The sequence below is a fragment of the Phaeodactylibacter xiamenensis genome (assembly GCF_965229835.1).
Classification (GTDB): domain Bacteria; phylum Bacteroidota; class Bacteroidia; order Chitinophagales; family Saprospiraceae; genus Phaeodactylibacter; species Phaeodactylibacter xiamenensis.
Map to the genome: position 1 here is coordinate 5,206,399 of NZ_OZ245931.1, position 16,590 is coordinate 5,222,988.

At 52.5% G+C, this 16,590-nt stretch carries 17 protein-coding genes; 10 read left to right on the forward strand and 7 right to left on the reverse strand.

Annotated features, from left to right (window positions below):
* From ACO08I_RS19805 to ACO08I_RS19835, 7 genes are all read left to right on the forward strand, one after another.
* Positions 1 to 972 carry a KpsF/GutQ family sugar-phosphate isomerase gene (locus tag ACO08I_RS19805; protein WP_282777585.1) on the forward strand — a complete coding sequence of 324 codons (972 nt, stop codon included), beginning with the start codon at positions 1 to 3 and terminating at the stop codon, positions 970 to 972.
* On the forward strand, positions 969 to 2,018 hold the full coding sequence (locus tag ACO08I_RS19810) for a hypothetical protein (RefSeq protein WP_421946867.1): 1,050 nt from the start codon (positions 969 to 971) through the stop codon (positions 2,016 to 2,018). Before ACO08I_RS19805 ends, ACO08I_RS19810 begins: the two co-directional genes overlap by 4 nt.
* A 200-nt stretch (positions 2,019 to 2,218) precedes the next feature.
* Positions 2,219 to 2,800: an Rpn family recombination-promoting nuclease/putative transposase gene (locus ACO08I_RS19815; RefSeq protein WP_421946868.1), complete on the forward strand. Its 582-nt coding sequence runs from the start codon at positions 2,219 to 2,221 to the stop codon at positions 2,798 to 2,800.
* The gene (locus ACO08I_RS19820) at positions 2,767 to 3,279 is read left to right on the forward strand and encodes a hypothetical protein (RefSeq protein WP_421946869.1); all 513 of its coding nucleotides are present in this window, start codon (positions 2,767 to 2,769) and stop codon (positions 3,277 to 3,279) included. Before ACO08I_RS19815 ends, ACO08I_RS19820 begins: the two co-directional genes overlap by 34 nt.
* A gap of 723 nt (positions 3,280 to 4,002) precedes the next feature.
* Positions 4,003 to 4,554, forward strand: coding sequence for a hypothetical protein (locus ACO08I_RS19825; RefSeq protein ID WP_421946870.1), 552 nt, complete (start codon positions 4,003 to 4,005; stop codon positions 4,552 to 4,554).
* A 514-nt stretch (positions 4,555 to 5,068) separates the two neighbouring features.
* Positions 5,069 to 5,635, forward strand: coding sequence for a hypothetical protein (locus ACO08I_RS19830; RefSeq protein ID WP_421946871.1), 567 nt, complete (start codon positions 5,069 to 5,071; stop codon positions 5,633 to 5,635).
* Positions 5,636 to 5,852: 217 nt separating this feature from the next.
* Complete coding sequence (locus ACO08I_RS19835) at positions 5,853 to 7,151, forward strand: acetyl-CoA hydrolase/transferase family protein (protein WP_421946872.1); 1,299 nt, start codon at positions 5,853 to 5,855, stop codon at positions 7,149 to 7,151.
* Between the two features lies 1 nt (position 7,152).
* Here ACO08I_RS19835 and paaI read toward each other — a convergent pair whose 3' ends face one another.
* Positions 7,153 to 7,566, reverse strand: a complete 414-nt coding sequence (paaI, locus tag ACO08I_RS19840) for a hydroxyphenylacetyl-CoA thioesterase PaaI (RefSeq protein WP_421946873.1) — start codon at positions 7,564 to 7,566, stop codon at positions 7,153 to 7,155.
* A gap of 260 nt (positions 7,567 to 7,826) precedes the next feature.
* On the opposite strand from paaI, the gene ACO08I_RS19845 reads away from it, so the two are divergent.
* The 3 genes from ACO08I_RS19845 to ACO08I_RS19855 all read left to right on the forward strand — a co-directional run bounded on the left by ACO08I_RS19845 (position 7,827) and on the right by ACO08I_RS19855 (position 10,906).
* A complete protein-coding gene (locus tag ACO08I_RS19845; RefSeq protein WP_282776975.1) occupies positions 7,827 to 8,363 on the forward strand; it encodes an RNA polymerase sigma factor in 537 nt (178 codons plus the stop codon).
* The gene (locus ACO08I_RS19850; protein ID WP_421946874.1) at positions 8,360 to 9,754 is read left to right on the forward strand and encodes a hypothetical protein; all 1,395 of its coding nucleotides are present in this window, start codon (positions 8,360 to 8,362) and stop codon (positions 9,752 to 9,754) included. The genes ACO08I_RS19845 and ACO08I_RS19850 overlap by 4 nt, the downstream gene beginning before the upstream one ends.
* 111 nt (positions 9,755 to 9,865) lie before the next feature.
* Positions 9,866 to 10,906, forward strand: coding sequence for an NADP(H)-dependent aldo-keto reductase (locus ACO08I_RS19855; RefSeq protein ID WP_421946875.1), 1,041 nt, complete (start codon positions 9,866 to 9,868; stop codon positions 10,904 to 10,906).
* A gap of 46 nt (positions 10,907 to 10,952) precedes the next feature.
* On the opposite strand, the gene paaC is transcribed toward ACO08I_RS19855, so the two are convergent.
* The 6 genes from paaC to ACO08I_RS19885 form a co-directional block, all read right to left on the reverse strand.
* Positions 10,953 to 11,714 carry a 1,2-phenylacetyl-CoA epoxidase subunit PaaC gene (gene paaC / locus ACO08I_RS19860; protein ID WP_421946876.1) on the reverse strand — a complete coding sequence of 254 codons (762 nt, stop codon included), beginning with the start codon at positions 11,712 to 11,714 and terminating at the stop codon, positions 10,953 to 10,955.
* A gap of 75 nt (positions 11,715 to 11,789) precedes the next feature.
* Entirely contained in the window at positions 11,790 to 12,080 is a 291-nt protein-coding gene (gene paaB, locus ACO08I_RS19865) for a 1,2-phenylacetyl-CoA epoxidase subunit PaaB (protein ID WP_039722707.1), read from the reverse strand.
* Between the two features lie 3 nt (positions 12,081 to 12,083).
* Entirely contained in the window at positions 12,084 to 13,055 is a 972-nt protein-coding gene (paaA, locus tag ACO08I_RS19870; RefSeq protein WP_282776986.1) for a 1,2-phenylacetyl-CoA epoxidase subunit PaaA, read from the reverse strand.
* Positions 13,056 to 13,195: 140 nt separating this feature from the next.
* Positions 13,196 to 13,990 carry an inositol monophosphatase family protein gene (locus ACO08I_RS19875; RefSeq protein WP_421946877.1) on the reverse strand — a complete coding sequence of 265 codons (795 nt, stop codon included), beginning with the start codon at positions 13,988 to 13,990 and terminating at the stop codon, positions 13,196 to 13,198.
* Positions 13,991 to 13,992: 2 nt separating this feature from the next.
* The gene (hpt, locus tag ACO08I_RS19880) at positions 13,993 to 14,532 is read right to left on the reverse strand and encodes a hypoxanthine phosphoribosyltransferase (protein WP_421946878.1); all 540 of its coding nucleotides are present in this window, start codon (positions 14,530 to 14,532) and stop codon (positions 13,993 to 13,995) included.
* Between the two features lie 269 nt (positions 14,533 to 14,801).
* The gene (locus tag ACO08I_RS19885) at positions 14,802 to 16,205 is read right to left on the reverse strand and encodes a M28 family peptidase (protein ID WP_421946879.1); all 1,404 of its coding nucleotides are present in this window, start codon (positions 16,203 to 16,205) and stop codon (positions 14,802 to 14,804) included.
* Positions 16,206 to 16,590 lie beyond the last annotated feature (385 nt).

A 16,590-nucleotide genomic window follows, 5' to 3' on the forward strand; every position in this document is an offset into this window, starting at 1 on the left:
GTGATAAGCGAAGGATTAATACGGAAAACTGCGTTGCGGACGCTGGAAATCGAGATGAAGGCGCTCCGGGCACTGCTGGAGAGCATCGATGAAGAGTTTGAGGCGTGTGTCAATGCGGTTTATGCTTGTCAGGGGCGGTTGGTGGTGACGGGGATCGGCAAGAGTGCGCTGGTGGGCCAGAAAATCGTGGCTACCCTGAACTCCACAGGTACGCCGGCTCTGTTTATGCACGCTGCTGATGCCATTCACGGGGACCTCGGCATGATTCAGCCGGGAGACTTTGTCCTCTGCCTGTCCAAAAGCGGGGAGACGCCTGAAATACGTGTACTGGTCCCTCTGCTCAAAAACCTTGGTAACGCTATCATAGGTATGGTGGGCAACCGGGCTTCTTATCTGGGCAGGCACGCAAGTTATGTGCTTTGCACGCCGGTGGATCAGGAGGCAGACCCCAATAATCTGGCACCTACCGCAAGCACTACTGCACAGATGGCGCTGGGGGATGCGCTGGCCACTTCCTTACTGGCGCTGCGCGGCTTTTCTCCTCAGGATTTCGCACAGTTCCATCCGGGGGGCGCACTTGGCAAACAGCTCTATTTGCGCGTAAGCGACCTCTATCCACAGAATGAACGCCCTGCTGTACAGGAAGAAGATTCGCTGCAGCAAACCATTCTCGAAATGACTTCCAAACGCCTGGGCGCAACCGCCGTCCTGAACCCAACCGGGCAGCTTTCCGGGATCGTCACCGATGGCGACCTCCGCCGTATGCTCGAACGGGGCAATGGCTTTGACAACCTCCTGGCAAAGGATATCATGACTGCGGGCCCTAAAACCATTACCGAAAATGCGATGGCGGTCAAAGCCTTGCAAGTCATGCGCAAGAACAGCATTACACAACTGGTGGTCACCGATGAAGCAGGCACCTACAAAGGCTTTGTCCATCTGCATGACCTGATCCGGGAGGGGCTGATATGACCTGGTGGCTGAAATATGCATTCACTGGTGCTATGCTGCTCTTGCTGAGCGGGTGCAGTATGCCCTCCACTACCACGGTGCATCCTGCCTTTTACCATTGGAAAACCACCTTCGACCCGGCGCCTGAGGCCCGGCAACTGGTGCGCGGACTGGCTACAGAGCGCATCTATTTGCGGTTGTTTGATGTAGACTGGGACGAAAACCTGAAGGCTCCGGCGCCCCTCGCTTACCTGGAGCCCAAACAACCGCTGAATACCTTTGAGGTAGAGTGGGTGCCTACTATATTTATCACCAACCGTAGCCTCACCCTGCTGCCCGTGCAGGATGTACCCCCTTTCGCAGAAAAGCTGATCAGCAAAGTGCTGGAGCTCACCGAAACCTTAAACCTATCGGCCGTACCCGAGGTGCAGCTGGACTGTGACTGGACGCAGAGTACCCGGGAGGTCTACTTTCGCCTGCTGAAAATCTGCCGGGAGCGGCTCTCAGAGCAGGGCATTGCGTTGTCTGCCACCATACGGCTGCATCAGCTGCGTTATCCGGAGCAGACCGGTGTGCCGCCCGTCGACCGTGGCATGCTCATGTATTACAATATGGGGGAGGTCCATCAATGGGAGGAGCCCAATTCTATCCTCAATCCCGCGGCGGCGGCTCCCTATTTGCAATCCCGTTCCTATGCTTTGCCCCTTGATCTGGCCCTGCCTGCTTTTCAGTGGGGCGTCTTGTTTAGGGAGGGCGCCATGATCCGCTTGCTGAGCGGCCTTTCGGCCAATGACTTGTCGGACCCGGAGCGTTTCTATGACATGAAAGGCGGGCGCTACGAGGTTGTGCAGGGCACTTTCCTCCAGGGCCACTATCTGTACGAAGGCGACCTCATCCGGTTGGAAACGGTAACTCCGGAAGCGTTGCATACCGCTGTGGAGCAGCTTCGAAGCTTCGACTGGCCAGGTAACGTCTACCTGACATTCTATGAGCTTGACAGCGCCACTGAGCTGGGATTGGACGCTGCGGCTTTGGAGACGGTAATCAAGGCGTTTAAGGGGGAGTAGTTTGATGCTTCAAAGTCATTTCCCGCCGGGTGCACTCGCCGTTCGACATAGTTTAACAACGAAGTCGATGCCTTCACCCGGCGCACTTAAAAACGAAACAGTTCATTCCTGTACGATCGGGCTGATTGAATTTATTTGTTTAAATTATTTTGGACTCTATTGCAAGATTTTGTATCGTTAGGGCGCTTAATCTCTGTACCATGCCCTCGAGACCCAAAATACATCAACCCGATGACCGCTTTTTCCGCCACGCTATGAGCAAGCCGGAGGTAGCAAAGCGGTATATTGAGCACTTCTATCCGGACATTGCCCGCATCACCGACCTTGGGAGCCTGAAGCTGGAAAGCAGCCTTAGCATTCAGCCCAACCTAAGAGAATTCCAAGCCGATGTCATCTACCGCTGCCGCCTCCAACAAGACGGGGAGAAGCACCTGTACTTTTGCCTGCTGCTTGAGCACAAATCACAGCCCGAAAAATACGTGTCCGTACAAGTCGGGCTATACGTCATGGAGCTCATGCTGCGCTCCGTAAAAGAAGCCGGGCGGGAACTGGAGCTGGTGCTCCCCATCATATTCTGCAATGGGAAAGAAAAATGGCAGCCCCTGACGCTCGCAGAGCTTTTTGCCGGCCACCCGCAGCTCGGTCTGCTGCAACCCTATATCCCTAATTTTAGCTTTGTATTTCAGGATGTCTCGCAGCTCAGCACAGAGGAGCTGCTGCAGCTTGACCTAAGTTCAGGAGCGCCATCATGGCATTATCCTTCCGGCATCAGCCCTACTTGATTGTTAAGTATCTTAGGCTTATTTTTGAAGGGGCAGACGGCAAGGCCAGCATCAGCGCACTGACCCATTACATCCTCGGAGTGGCAGAGCGCTCAGAAGAAGAATTTAAAGCAATTATTGAAAACACGGACCTCGAAATAATACCAGATGTCATGAGCACACTAGAGCAAATCCTGACCCGCGGCCGCAAAGAAGGCATGGAAAAAGGTATGGAAAAAGGCAAACAAAAGGAGCGCATCTTGCACCTTTTGAAGACAGCGCTCAAATTTCCGGAAATGGCGGCCGTTGACCTCGCCGACTTTACCGGGCTGCCTCAGGAAACAGTGCAGGATTTTATCGCTATCACTGCAAAAGGCGACAAAGACAAGCTCCTCAAATATGTGCAGGAAGAACTGCTTGCCGATATCCCGCTCAATGCAGAAGAAATGGAGAAGCTGCAGGAACTGGTGGAAAAGCTGCTGGCAGGAACAGACAGGTAAAGCCACATTCTGATATTTCAGCTCCCCCTGTAGCCCGACTTCGTAGAACCTGTCTACCCGGCGCAGACAGGTAGAGCCGCATCCTAATCTCTCAGCCCCCCCTATGACAGCCCGACTTCGTAGAAGTCACATCTTGATCTTTCAGGCCCCCTATGGCAGCCCGACTTCGTAGAAGTCGCATGTACAACCCAGCCAGAACCAACGCTCCACCTACCCCCACCCAAGCCCCAAAAAAACAACAATGTTTTAACCCCTCAACCTTGACATTACCACGGCTAAGCAGTATATTACCAATCCATTGCACGAATCACTGCGCGCAGTAACATAAAAACCGGCGCTCCCTGTGTGACCGCCACACTTACTTGAACAAAAACATAACCATAACCGCACCACTAAAGCCTTGCGCTATAGAGGTATGATAATATTGGCATTAAACAGGCATGCCCGAACAGCCGCCCAGCCGGCAGTTGAAGGCACGGCCCGTCCTATCCCCCGCTGGGCGCTTCCGACAGCACCGCTGGCTACAGCGCCGGGACACGGGGGTGCCCGTAGGACGGGGGTGGATCCAAGTCAATTCCTATTTTTTAACACATAAAAACCTTTTTTCGCCGGGTGCACTCGCCGCTCGACGTAGTTTTACAACGAAGTCGATGTCCTTCACCCGGCGTACTAAAAAAATGAAACAGGCAATTCCTATTTATTCACACATAAAACCTTTCACCTATGAAAAACAAATTCCTACTCCTCACCTGGCTGCTCGCCGTGCCCCTGCTGTGGGGCGGGTGCGACAAGCCACTCTTCAAGCCCGACAGAGGTTCCATCGCACAGCCCGATGAGCTGCCGCCCATCACCACGACCGGCGAGGGCAACTTCGCCTGCAAAATCAATGGGGTGAACTGGCAGCGCTGTGGGGGCGGGTTCCTTCAGAGTAGCATACTTGGAAACTGGTCTCCGAATTATAAGATTTTTCAGATTTCTGGGATGAGACGAAGCTGTGAGGGCTTTGATGATTCAATATACTTAAACGCTATAGTTGACTCAGCAGGATTTTATCCTTTGAAAAGGGCTCACTTTGATGATTTTAATCTTGATTGTCAAGATGTTGCAGATCCATATGTACTACAAGAAGGTGCCAGCAACTGGGTAGAGATACTCAATTTGGACACCGACGAATTCATTGTCTCCGGCACCTTTCAGTGCACTCTGGTGCATGAGGGATGCGGCGACACGCTCTTTATCACCGATGGCCGTTTCGATTACGACTGGGCCAATTAATTAACCTATTTCAACCAATATCACATGCGACTATACTCGGAACGGAGAGGTTTGGGCCTAAGGCACAAACCCGACGCACGCGTATATGCCGACACGAAGTCATGTTTGGAACCAAATTACTTCGTCGTCGGTATAACCGCTATTTTCAACAACCTGCTGTTTGGAATATTCATCCTGACAGCGCCTGCGCTCTGCGCGCAACAGACCATAGATACGTCCCCCCCCCGGATATTACACGCCGGACTGGGTCTTTGCTAACCTCGATTTATACTGACGATTAAGTGGTTTGCCATAGCAAACCTACTCAATGCTTGCCCGTGTTTCGCCGCCTTTGGGCTTTGACCACCTTAAAGGCATTAGGGGCAGCATTTACGCTGAGAAGTGGCTTGCGCTTGTCCTGACAAGGTATGCTTCGTCAGTGGCTTATGTCGCAAATCCAAGATTCCAGACGATAAATGTCTGGATCAACGACCCGACATTTATCGTTCCCCGTGCTGGCCGTCAGCGCCAGTAGGTGACCACTTCGTATTGCGTATACATCAATAAAGACTCCCGGTTTATTGTGCAAAATGGGGGCTACGCCGAGGTGCTCTCCGATGGGCTGCTCAGCGCAGGCTTTGGCGGGCAGGTCCGCATCGAAAAAGGGGGCGAAGCCCGTATTGGCAGTGGGGGCATTTTGCGCGTCAGCCAGGATTCCAAATGCTTGGTGGAAGACGGTGGCAAGCTGGTACTGGAGCCGGGCGCCATCGTGCAGCTTTGGGACGGGGACGACCCCTTCGGGCGTGCTGTGCTCGAAGTGCAGGGCGAGCTGGAGGTACAGGGCAGCATCGACTTCAGCGGCAATGGCTTCTTTGACTTTTTCCAGAGCCATATTATCAGCCTTACGGGCGGTATTTTCCGCATCGAAGGGCGGGGCATTGGCAAGCGCTTCCTGCGCCTGCGCAACAATACGACCCTTGATATTGGAGACAATACCGTAGAGCTGCTGGAAGGCCTGGCGGAATACGGCAATTATGCAAAAATCTCCGTAGGTCAGGGCGAAGCCTTTATCTCCAACATGGAGCTGAAGACCGGCGGGTAGTTCACACAACCTCCCTCTAATCAGTTGTTTAGAAAATTTCAGTGAATCAAAATTGAATCCTATATTTTTTCTCCGTCACCTGGCTGCCGGGGCTTGTTTTTAGCTGTACTTATTGTAAAAAGTACGGTAACAAAAATCACCCCCCAAAATGCCAAACCTTCCTTCCCTTTTATGCGCTTTATAAGTACTTTCGGCCAAACGGAATGAAATAATTACCATGAAATTTAATCCATCCTACACCGCTGTCAGCCCCGAGGAAGCGGTCGCATTAGTCAAAACCGGGGACAAGATTTTTATTCACAGTGCTACCGCAGCCCCCAAGACATTAATTGAGGCACTGGCCAAACGGTCAGAGGAGCTCCGGAATATCCAAATCATGCACCTGCATACCGATGCGCCGGCGCCTTACGCCGATGAAGGTATGGAAGACTCCTTCCGGGTGAATAACCTCTTCGTGGGAGGGAATCTGCGGAAAGCCGTACAAGCCGGCCGGGCAGATTATATCCCGATCTTTCTAAGCGAAGTGCCCCTGTTGTTCCGCCGCCAAATACTTCCGTTAGATGTGGCGATGCTGCAGGTCTCTCCTCCGGATAAAAATGGTTTCTGCACACTCGGCGTATCCGTGGATGCCAGCCTTGCCGCTGCGCAATCCGCTAAAACCGTGATTGCGGAGATCAACCCTCGCATGCCGCGCACCCACGGTGATGGCGTTATTCATATCAGCAAGTTTGACCGGGTGACGGAGGTCGACTATGCCCTTCCGCAAATTGCCCTCCCGGAACCCACAGATATTGAGAAGCGCATCGGTCAGCATATCGCCAACCTGGTGGAGGATGGCTCCACCCTTCAAATGGGCATTGGTACCATCCCCAATGCGGCTTTGGCAGCAATGTCTAATCATAAGGAGCTGGGGATCCACACGGAGATGTTCTCCGATGGGGTCATTGATCTGGTAGAAAAAGGCATCATCACCAACGAGCATAAGGTGAAACACCGCAACCATATCGTAACGGGCTTTCTGATGGGCACACAAAAAGTCTACGATTTCGTAGATGACAACCCATTGGTCCGCTTCCTGGACATCGCTTATGTGAACGATACAGCTGTGATCCGCCAAAATCCAAAAGTAGTGGCCATCAACAGCGCCATTGAAATAGACCTGACCGGACAGGTGTGCGCCGATTCTATCGGTACGCGCGTGTACTCCGGGGTAGGCGGGCAGATGGACTTCATCCGGGGGGCATCGCTCTCAGAGGGTGGTAAGCCCATCATCGCACTGCCATCCGCTACCAATAAGGGCATCAGCCGCATTACCTGCATGCTGAAACCCGGTGCCGGGGTAGTCACGACCCGCGCGCACGTGCATTACATCGTCACGGAGTATGGCGTAGCCGAAATGTTCGGCCGCAACCTCCGTCAGCGGGCCCGTCAGCTGATTTCCATTGCGCACCCCGATCATCGGGAAGAGCTGGAGAAGCAGGCTTACGAGCATTTGCACCTGAAGACCTGGAAGTAGCCTACACTTCCCAGTCCTGACTTTTACGGTACACCGTACCTTTAAAAATAGCAGCGAGTTGCCCATCGGCCTTACGGACTTCCACCCGGTAAAGGCCGATGCGGCGGCTGCACTGCTCTTCCGTAGCTGTGGCGGTAATAATGTCCCCTGCCTTCAGGGGGGCTAAATGCGAAATGGAAGTCTCAATACTCAGCGCATGCCTGCCCTTCGAGTTGGAGGCAAAAGCCAGCGCGCTATCCGCAAGGCTGTAGCTGATCCCGCCGTGCGCGATGTCAAAACCGTTGAGCATGGTTTCCCGTACCTCCATCCTTAGCACACAGTGGCCTGCTGCTACCGCTACTACTTCAATGCCCAACCACTGACTAAAAGCATCCTTACTGTACATCTGATCAACGATTCGTTCCGCTTTTTCCATAGTCATTGTTTTGTCCGGAGCCACCCCAGGTCCGGAGGCATAGGGAAAATATTGATTTGTTCCAGCATAATACCATAATATTCTGTATCTTGAGTTATATTTTTTTGAATATCCAGGCAGCGTTTCCCCTGACCAAGCCATCTTAATGATAGGTTTCGCCAAGCTTAACCTCCCGCTAACCTGGGTATTTTGAACAAACTATGGGTTCCTACATTAGGGGAAAATGCAGTGGTGTAGGGCGTATAGCTCAATAATTTCCTGTGACGGAAAAAGAGATTGTTCAAGGCTGTATAAAAGAAGACCGGCATTGTCAGCAAGCGCTTTTTGTGCGCTACGCTGGGAAGATGCTAGCGGTATGCATGCGGTATACCCGTCACCGGATGGAGGCGGAGGATATACTGCAGGACGCTTTCGTGAAGGTCTTTGATAATATCCATAAATTCCAATTCAAAGGCTCCTTTGAAGGCTGGATCCGGCGAATTGTCATCAACACCGCCCTGAAAAACTACAGCAAGAAAAGCTTTCAGCAAGAACAAATCGGTCTGGAAAACCAGCCCGAATATTCAACGGAACCAGAATCCTACAAAAACTTAGAACAAGAAGAAATGCTTCGCCTGATCAATCAGCTACCGGAAGGGTACCGCGTGGTCTTCAACCTCTACGCTATTGAGGGGTACAGCCACAAGGAAATTTCCGACATGCTGGGTATTCAGGAAAGCACATCACGATCCCAATTAGTCAAGGCCAGAAAAATGCTTCAAGGCATGATTGTTAAAATTCAAAAAATTGCAGTATGAACCGACAACATCCCCTGGATGATGCGTTTCGGGACAAATTGCAGGGCCTGACCACCGAAACGCCAATGCATCTTTGGGAGCAAATAGACCAAAAACGCAATTGGAAGCACCGTTTCCTAAATCAGATCCGGCATTACAGGCCATTCGCAACTGTGCTGGCCTCCATGGCCGCCGCAGGGGTAGCTCTGTTGCTTTGGAACAATCAGCAGCCCACACTCACTGCTTTTCCTGTTCTCGCAACACCACATCAACCGCAGATCGCCCTCCGGGCAGCGGCTACACCTTCTGTTACAAAAACGATTGAACAACACAAAGAAACTGAAAGCACCGCTTTCGCAAACACCTCACGCCCTGCGGCGCGCAGCCCGCAATCCACACTCTACATTTCTGATGAGCCGTCCGTCATAGCAGTGCCTAAGGCTACTGTTGCCCAATCGGCAGCCATCGCTACTCAACAATCCACTCAGCAGTTGGCTTCTGCCGTATTGGATTATTCTAAAACGGAAGCCAACCCGCTAGCCACAGCGGAACAGACCACCCTTGCCGTTCCTGCATCGGTCCTGCCAAAGCCTGCGCATGAAGCGGCACTGCCCGGCATCGCTGCCGTATACGAGCGGGAGCAGAAGACGTTGTTGCCTGCACTATTCAATCCTGAGCCTAAGTGTGCACAGTTTGGCAACGGCAATTGGGGGATATACGTCGACCTGATGGTATCGCCTGACCTGGCTTTTAGTGATCTCGAAGCCCGCAATGCCAACTTCGAAGACTATGCCAAGAGCCGCCGGGAAACGGAGTCTTTTGTCTTCGCCTATAGCGGTGGGGTACGCCTCTCCCTCGAAGCAGCAAACGGTCTGGCTTTCCGTACCGGGATCAACTACTCTCAGGTCAATGAAAAATTTACCTACTTCAACGGTACGGAACGCCGGGAAATCACCGAGCCGGTCCGCGACAATCAGGGAAATATCATTGGGTATGATACGATAGTGACTGTGGGCGAGCGCTATAAAGTGAGCCGCAATACCTACCGTATGCTCGATATCCCATTTATTGTAGGCTACGAAATGGATATGGGCAAGTTTGGGCTGTCGGTTAACGGCGGTGCATACCTGAACCTGCTCTTCCGCCAAAGCGGCGACTTCCTTTCACCAGAGACGCTCACACCCACTCCGCTTAACCCGGAAGACCCTAACTCGGTTAGTGTGTTCAAGCGGCAGGCTGGTGTAGGCTATTATGGTAGTGTTGCCCTGACCTATGCTACGAAGTCAGGCCTGGAGTTACTGATAGAACCGCACTTCAAAATGTTCCCGAACTCAGTCACCCAAGATCAGTTCGCTGTACAGCAGCGTCATATGAATGCGGGTATATTTATGGGCATTCGGAAGCACCTGTAGGCTATCATTCATATAGAGTAAAAATAGCAGCGTTGGTTTCAAACTCCTGAAGCCAGCGCTGTTTGTGTTATATAACTTTCCTAAATTCGCTTTCAAACTGATAACACATCAATGAAATATTCAGAACTTGGCCGCACCGGCCTTAAGGTGAGCAAAATTTGTCTGGGCACTATGACTTTTGGTGAGCAGAATACCGAAGCAGAAGGGCACGAGCAACTCAGTTACGCCGTTGATCAGGGGGTCAATTTTATAGATACCGCTGAAATGTACAGTGTGCCGGGCCGCCCGGAAACGCAGGGCAGCACTGAACGCATCATCGGCACCTGGCTCAAAGGCAGGGGCAGGCGCGATGACGTCATCATAGCCACCAAGGTGACGGGCCCTTCCACCGGGCTAAAGCACATCCGCAACCCCCTGCGCTTCACGCCGGAGCAAATCCGTACCGCTATCGAGGGCAGCCTGAACCGCCTGCAGACCGACTACGTCGACTTGTACCAGCTGCACTGGCCGGAGCGCAATACCAATTGTTTCGGCAAGCGCGGCTATAAGCACAACCCCGATGAAGCATGGGAGGACAATTTGCCACAAGTGTTGCAAACCCTGAATGAATTAAAGGAAGAGGGGAAGATCCGGCACTACGGAGTATCTAACGAAACGCCCTGGGGCCTCATGCGCTACCATCATCTGGCAGAAGTGCATAACCTGCCGCGCATGGTTAGTATTCAGAACCCCTACAGCTTACTCAACCGGACATTCGAAGTCGGGCTTTCAGAGGTAGCTATGCGCGAACAAACCGGGCTGCTTGCCTACTCGCCAATGGCTTTTGGGCTGCTTTCGGGCAAGTACCACCGCAAACAGGATCAGCCGGGCGACCGCATCAATAAGTTCAAACAGCTTTCCCGGTACAATAGCCAGAATTGCCAGGAAGCGACGGCCCGTTACCTTTCCATAGCCGAAGACTACGGGCTCAACATGGCGCAAATGTCCCTCGCCTTTGTCAATCAACAGCCTTTTACAACGGCGAACATCATCGGAGCGACCACGATGGAACAACTGCGGGAAAATATCAGTAGTATTGAAGTTACGCTCAGTCAGGATGTACTGAACGAGATAGAAGCCGTGCACGAGGCGATTCCTAACCCTGCACCTTAAAAATAAGCGGGTATTGGGCACTTCAATTGCTCAGTACCCTCCTTTTCTACCATTCCATGTTGGGGTAAGCGCGCTGCACGAATTGCAGCTCAGCCAGAATGTAGCCCAGGTATTCCGTATGCATACGGCCATCCTTGCCACCGCTTTGCATGTATTTGACTTCCGGCTTTTGGAGGGTGGCTTGCTGCAGGATTTCGTCTATTTTGGCTTGATAGGGTGCCTGAAGCGCGGTAAAGTCCGGCCCAATTCCAGCTTCGGAGATGGCCTGATCCACGGCATCCGGGGTGAGGAGCTCACCGGTGTAGATGAAAAGATCATCCAGTGCTGTCTGTATTTTTTGGTGGCTCTCAGCTGTGCCGTCGCCCAGGCGGATCATCCATTCAGAGCTGTACCGCAGGTGGTAGGTGATTTCCTTTAGTGACTTTTCAGCTATAGCTTTGAGGTGTTCGTCATTGCTGTGGACGAGGCTTTTATGGAGGAGAAAGTTAAAGGCATCAAATAGAAACTGCCGTACGATGGTGTAGGCAAAGTCTTCATTGGGCTGTTCCACCAGGAGCACATTCCGGTATTCCATGACGTCCCGCTTGTAAGCCAAATCATCCTCCGTACGCCCTTTGCCCTCAAGCTGAGCGGCATACTGCAACAAGCTGCGTGCCTGCCCCACCTGATCGAGGGCGATGTTGGTCATTGCGATGTCCTGTTCGAGGATAGGGCCATGTCCGCACCATTCGGAAAGGCGGTGGCCAAGGATGAGGGCATTATCGCCCATGCGGAGCAGGTATTGGTATTTGGCGTCGGCTAATGTCATGATTAAACGTTCTGAGACTTACAGAATCAAAGGAGGAAAAGGCAGCCCGGAAGGAGCTCCGGGCTGACAAAGCACTTACATATGTTTCACTTCGTCCGGAAGATTGTAGAAGGTTGGATGGCGGTACACCTTATCATTGGCCGGGTCGAATAGAGATTCGCTTTGGTTAGGGCTTGAGGCCGTGATATGTTCGGATTCCACCACCCATATACTTATACCTTCCATACGGCGCGTGTAAACATCGCGGGCATTTTCAATCGCCATTTCAGCATCAGCAGCGTGGAGGCTGCCTACGTGCTTGTGGTTGAGGCCATTTTTGCTGCGGATAAAGATTTCCCACAGGGGCCAGTTTTTCTTTTCGCTCATTGGTTAGGCTACTTTTTGATCTTTTTTGGCAGCTTGGCGCTGTCGGCGTTTTTCAGCATGTGCCAGAGCGGCGTCGCGCACCCACTGCCCTTCCTCGTGGGCCCGGCGGCGTGCTTTCAGGCGCTGACGGTTGCAGGGGCCCTCACCGCTGACAACCTGCCAGAACTCGTCCCAGTTGATGGGCCCAAAGTCGTAGTGACCAGTTTCTTCGTTGTATTTCAAGTGCTCATCCGGTATCGTCAAACCGATAAATTCTGCCTGTGGCGCTGTGATGTCCACAAAGCGCTGCCGGAGCTCGTCATTGGTGAAGCGCTTGATTTTCCAAGCCATCGACTGAGCGGTGTGCTTAGACTCTGCATCGTTGGGGCCAAACATCATCAATGAAGGCCACCACCAGCGGTTAAGGGCATCCTGCGCCATCTTTTTCTGCGCTTCGGTGCCCCGGGCAAGGGTCAGCATGATTTCATAACCCTGACGTTGGTGAAAACTCTCTTCCTTACAGACGCGGACCATCGCACGGGCATACGGCCCGTAAGAACAGCGGCATAGTGGCACCTGATTCATAATGGCAGCGCCGTCTACCAGCCAGCCAATCGCACCGATATCCGCCCAGCTTAGAGTAGGATAGTTGAAAATACTGCTGTACTTGGCATTACCGGTGTGGAGCTCGTCGAGGAGGTCATCCCGCTCTGCACCCAGGGTCTCGGCAGCACCGTAGAGGTACAAGCCATGCCCCGCTTCATCCTGTACCTTCGCCAGAAGGGCGACTTTTCGGCGCAGGGAAGGGGCGCGGGTTACCCAGTTGCCTTCGGGCAGCATCCCTACAATTTCGGAGTGGGCATGCTGTGAAATCTGCCGGATCAGCGTCTTACGATACTTGTCCGGCATCCAGTCTTTAGGCTCTATTTTTTCTTCGGCATCAATGCGTGCCTGAAATTGATCTTCGAGGTGTGCGTAGTCTGTTGGCGCTTTCATGTCGTCATTAGGTTATATCAGACGGCAAAATAGCCTTTGCGATATGCAAATATAATAACTTGATACTATAAAAACGAACGTTTGTTCGTTTTTGTTCGCATAAAGCGCAGCTTCGTGTAAGCATCTGTCTGTCAGGCCTGTTAAGACTTGAAAGCCGTTCGCACCACATTAAGGAAATCGGTGGCAATAAGCGCATTGGAAGCGAGCATTTCTCCACCATGCAACCAGTTGCCCCCGCCTTGAAAATCAGTCACTATCCCACCGGCTTCCTGTACGATCAGGGCGCCGCCAGCTACATCGTAGGGCTGCAGGCTGTATTCAAAAAAGCCGTCGAAGCGGCCGCAGGCTACATAAGCCAGGTCGACTGCAGCCGAGCCAAACCGGCGGATGCCCCGGGTGTGCTGCATGAAGTGTTCCAGGGCCTTCAGGTAGGCTTGTGTCTGATCATAATCGTAGTAGGGGAAGCCGGTAGCCAGGAGCGACTCCGGCAGGCTTGGCCGCTGACTCACCCGGATAGAGCGCCCGTTGAGGTAGGCCCCGCCGTCTTTCCAGGCATAGAATGCTTCGCTTTGGTTGACTTCGTAAACGATGCCGAGCACAAGTTCCCCTTCCAATTCCAGCCCCAGGCTAATGGAGAACACCGGCAGCTGAAAAAGGAAATTGGTGGTGCCGTCAAGGGGGTCTACAATCCATCGCAATTCTCCTTCCGTATTCTCCACACTGTCTTCTTCAGTTAGAAAACTACAGCCGGGAGTGATGACTTGCAGGCCTTCCACCAGCTGGACTTCAGCAGTCTTGTCGACGTAGGAAACCAGGCTGTTGAGCGCTTTTTCTTCGATTTGACTGGTGCTGACATTGCCCAGTTCCTGGCGAAGGAAGCGGGCGGTTTGTTCTGTAAGTAACACGGCTTGCCGGCAGATGTTAGATAGGTCCATGATTAGTCTTCGAGTTGATAAATGGCAGGCAGGTTGCGGCCGAGTTCATTGTAGTCGAGCCCGTACCCCACTACGAACTTATTGGGGATTTCAAACCCGGTGTAATCGGCCTCCAATGGTTTGACCCGTGCCTCAGGCTTGGAAAGCAGTGCGGCAATGCGCACCGAAGCCGGTTTTTGGGCCTGCAGCTGGGGCAGGAAAGTATGCAGGGTGCGCCCCGTGTCGATGATGTCTTCCACCAGGATAAGGTGCCGGCCTTCCACAGGCGCTTTCAAGCCAATCATGGTGATGACTTCCCCTGAGGAACTCGTCCCCTCGTAGGATTTCAGGCGCACAAAGGCAAAGTCAGCATCGAAATGGCAGGCTCGGGCCAGATCAGCGGTAAACATAAATGCGCCGTTGAGGATACCAATGAACAGCGGCTTCTTATCTTGGTAGTCTGCCGCAATCTCCTGCCCGAGTTCACGTATGCGGGCTTGTATCTGAGCTTTGCTTAGGTAGGGCTTGAAATGGAGATCGTGCAGTTGTATGCGTTCTGCCATAAAGTGGAGCGTTTTGCTAAAGTTGTCGTAAAGGTAATGGCAAAAATATAGTAATGGTTGTAACCCTGCCACTACTATGTGTATGACAAATTGCACAAAACAGAAAGTGACCACAGCTATCAATACCAGGGGGGGCAGCCCTCTGCATTTAAGAGCGGTAGCTGCTGGGGTAGAGCTTCCCGCTCTGCTCCAGCTCATTTACGAATGCTGCCAGGCTACTTCAAGTAGTGTGATTTGTTATGCACACGCCACTACTTCATCCTGCAGAATCAGTCCAGTCCGTACCGATCAATAAGGTAGACCAAACTCATCATGGAGGCGGCACCGAGCTCCAGCTCTCTTTTGTTAACCACATCCGGCCCGTCAATAGGGGTGTGGTGGTAATCGAAATAGCGCTGTGAGTCTGGTTTGAAGCCAAAGAGCAGCCCTTTTTGGCTCTTGAGACCGGAAATGTCGGCGCCGGAACCTCCTTTCTCAAAGTCCAGCCCGTACGGGGCAAGCAGAGGGATCCACTCGATGACCCGCTTGAATTTTTTAGTAAACACCTCATCGTGCCCGTCCGCCGTGAAGCCCCGTGGGGTGAAGCCGCCCCGGTCGGATTCAATGGCTGCCGTATGGTATTCTTTCTGCTCGTCTGACCATTTCCAGTAGGCCCTGCCGCCACGCAGGCCGTTTTCTTCATTCATGAAAAGTACGCAGCGGATCGTCCGTTTGGGCTGATAGCCCATTAGCCGGATTTGGCGTAATACCTCCATCGCATGTACGCAGCCGGCGCCGTCGTCGTGTGCGCCTGTGCCTACATCCCAGGAATCCAGGTGCCCGCCCACAAGTATGATCTCCTCCGGGTATTCCGAACCGCGGATTTCACCGATCACATTATAGGAAAGGGCCTCGCTGAGCATGCGGCTGTTGTTGCGCATGTACACGCGCACAGGCTCTTCCCTCAGCAAACGGCTGAGCAGTTCTGCATCATTGGTGCTGATCGCAATGGCCGGGACGGGGTCTGCCTGATCATCGTAGGCCGTGGAGCCGGTGTGTGGGATATCGTCCAGACGGGTGGTCAGGGAACGCACTAAAGCTCCCACTGCACCATAACGGGCCGCCCGGGATGCGCCATACACCCGCTGCCCGGCTGCCTTGCCATATGCTGCAAAAGTATTCAACTCAGTGGGGTCCATCGGTTGATTGAAGAAGGCGATCTTGCCACGCAGTTGCTCGCCCAGGCTGTCTACCTCATCGAGGCTGCGCAATTCCACCACCTCCGCTGTGATGCCGGCAGGGCCCGTGCCCACCGAATTGCCCAAAGCCAGGGCATTCAGGTCCACACTGCCCATCTTCATGGAGTTGACGATGCGCACCCGTTCCGGTTCGCCCCGTTCCCAGTGCGGCACCATGACCGGTTGAAGCCATACACTGTCGAGCCCGAGGGTGTCCAGCATCTGACGGGTATACTCTACCGCTGCGGCAGCCTGCGGGGAGCCCGCCAGCCGCCCCCCGATTCGCCGGGTCAGGTACTGCAGCCAGTCGTAGCACTGACTGTTGGTGAGGGTGTGGTCGTAAATTTTTCGGATGAAGAAGGCGTCCTCGTCGGTAGGATTATCCTGTGCGTGTATTAAGGGTGCTGCCAAAAGGGACAATACCAGTACGCTGAGCATGATTTTGGTAGATCTCATGCCCCAAAGATAATTTTTTTCATTTTTTTTCAGGAAATCTTGCGGCAGGTAGCTGAAAATCAAACAGAATGGTCTTCGGAAATTTATTTGGTACGAATTTAATGACCGGAATTAAATTTTAGGAGGGCGCTTATTTTTTTATTAAAATATCTAGAAACCTATATATGTGCCTTTAGAATATAGTTAATTTTGATTAGAAAAGACCTTTTGTTTTAAGTTTTATAAACCCGGGCCTGCTTTTTTAACAATTTTGTTATTGTATTTTTTACACAAAGTACTTACCTTTGTATTATCGAAAGAGAGAAAAACAGAAAAGCGCCTTAAAGCTTTTCTTTGTTATAGAAGTTATAATTTGGTTTTATTTGGTTAGGGCTGAGGTAGTGCT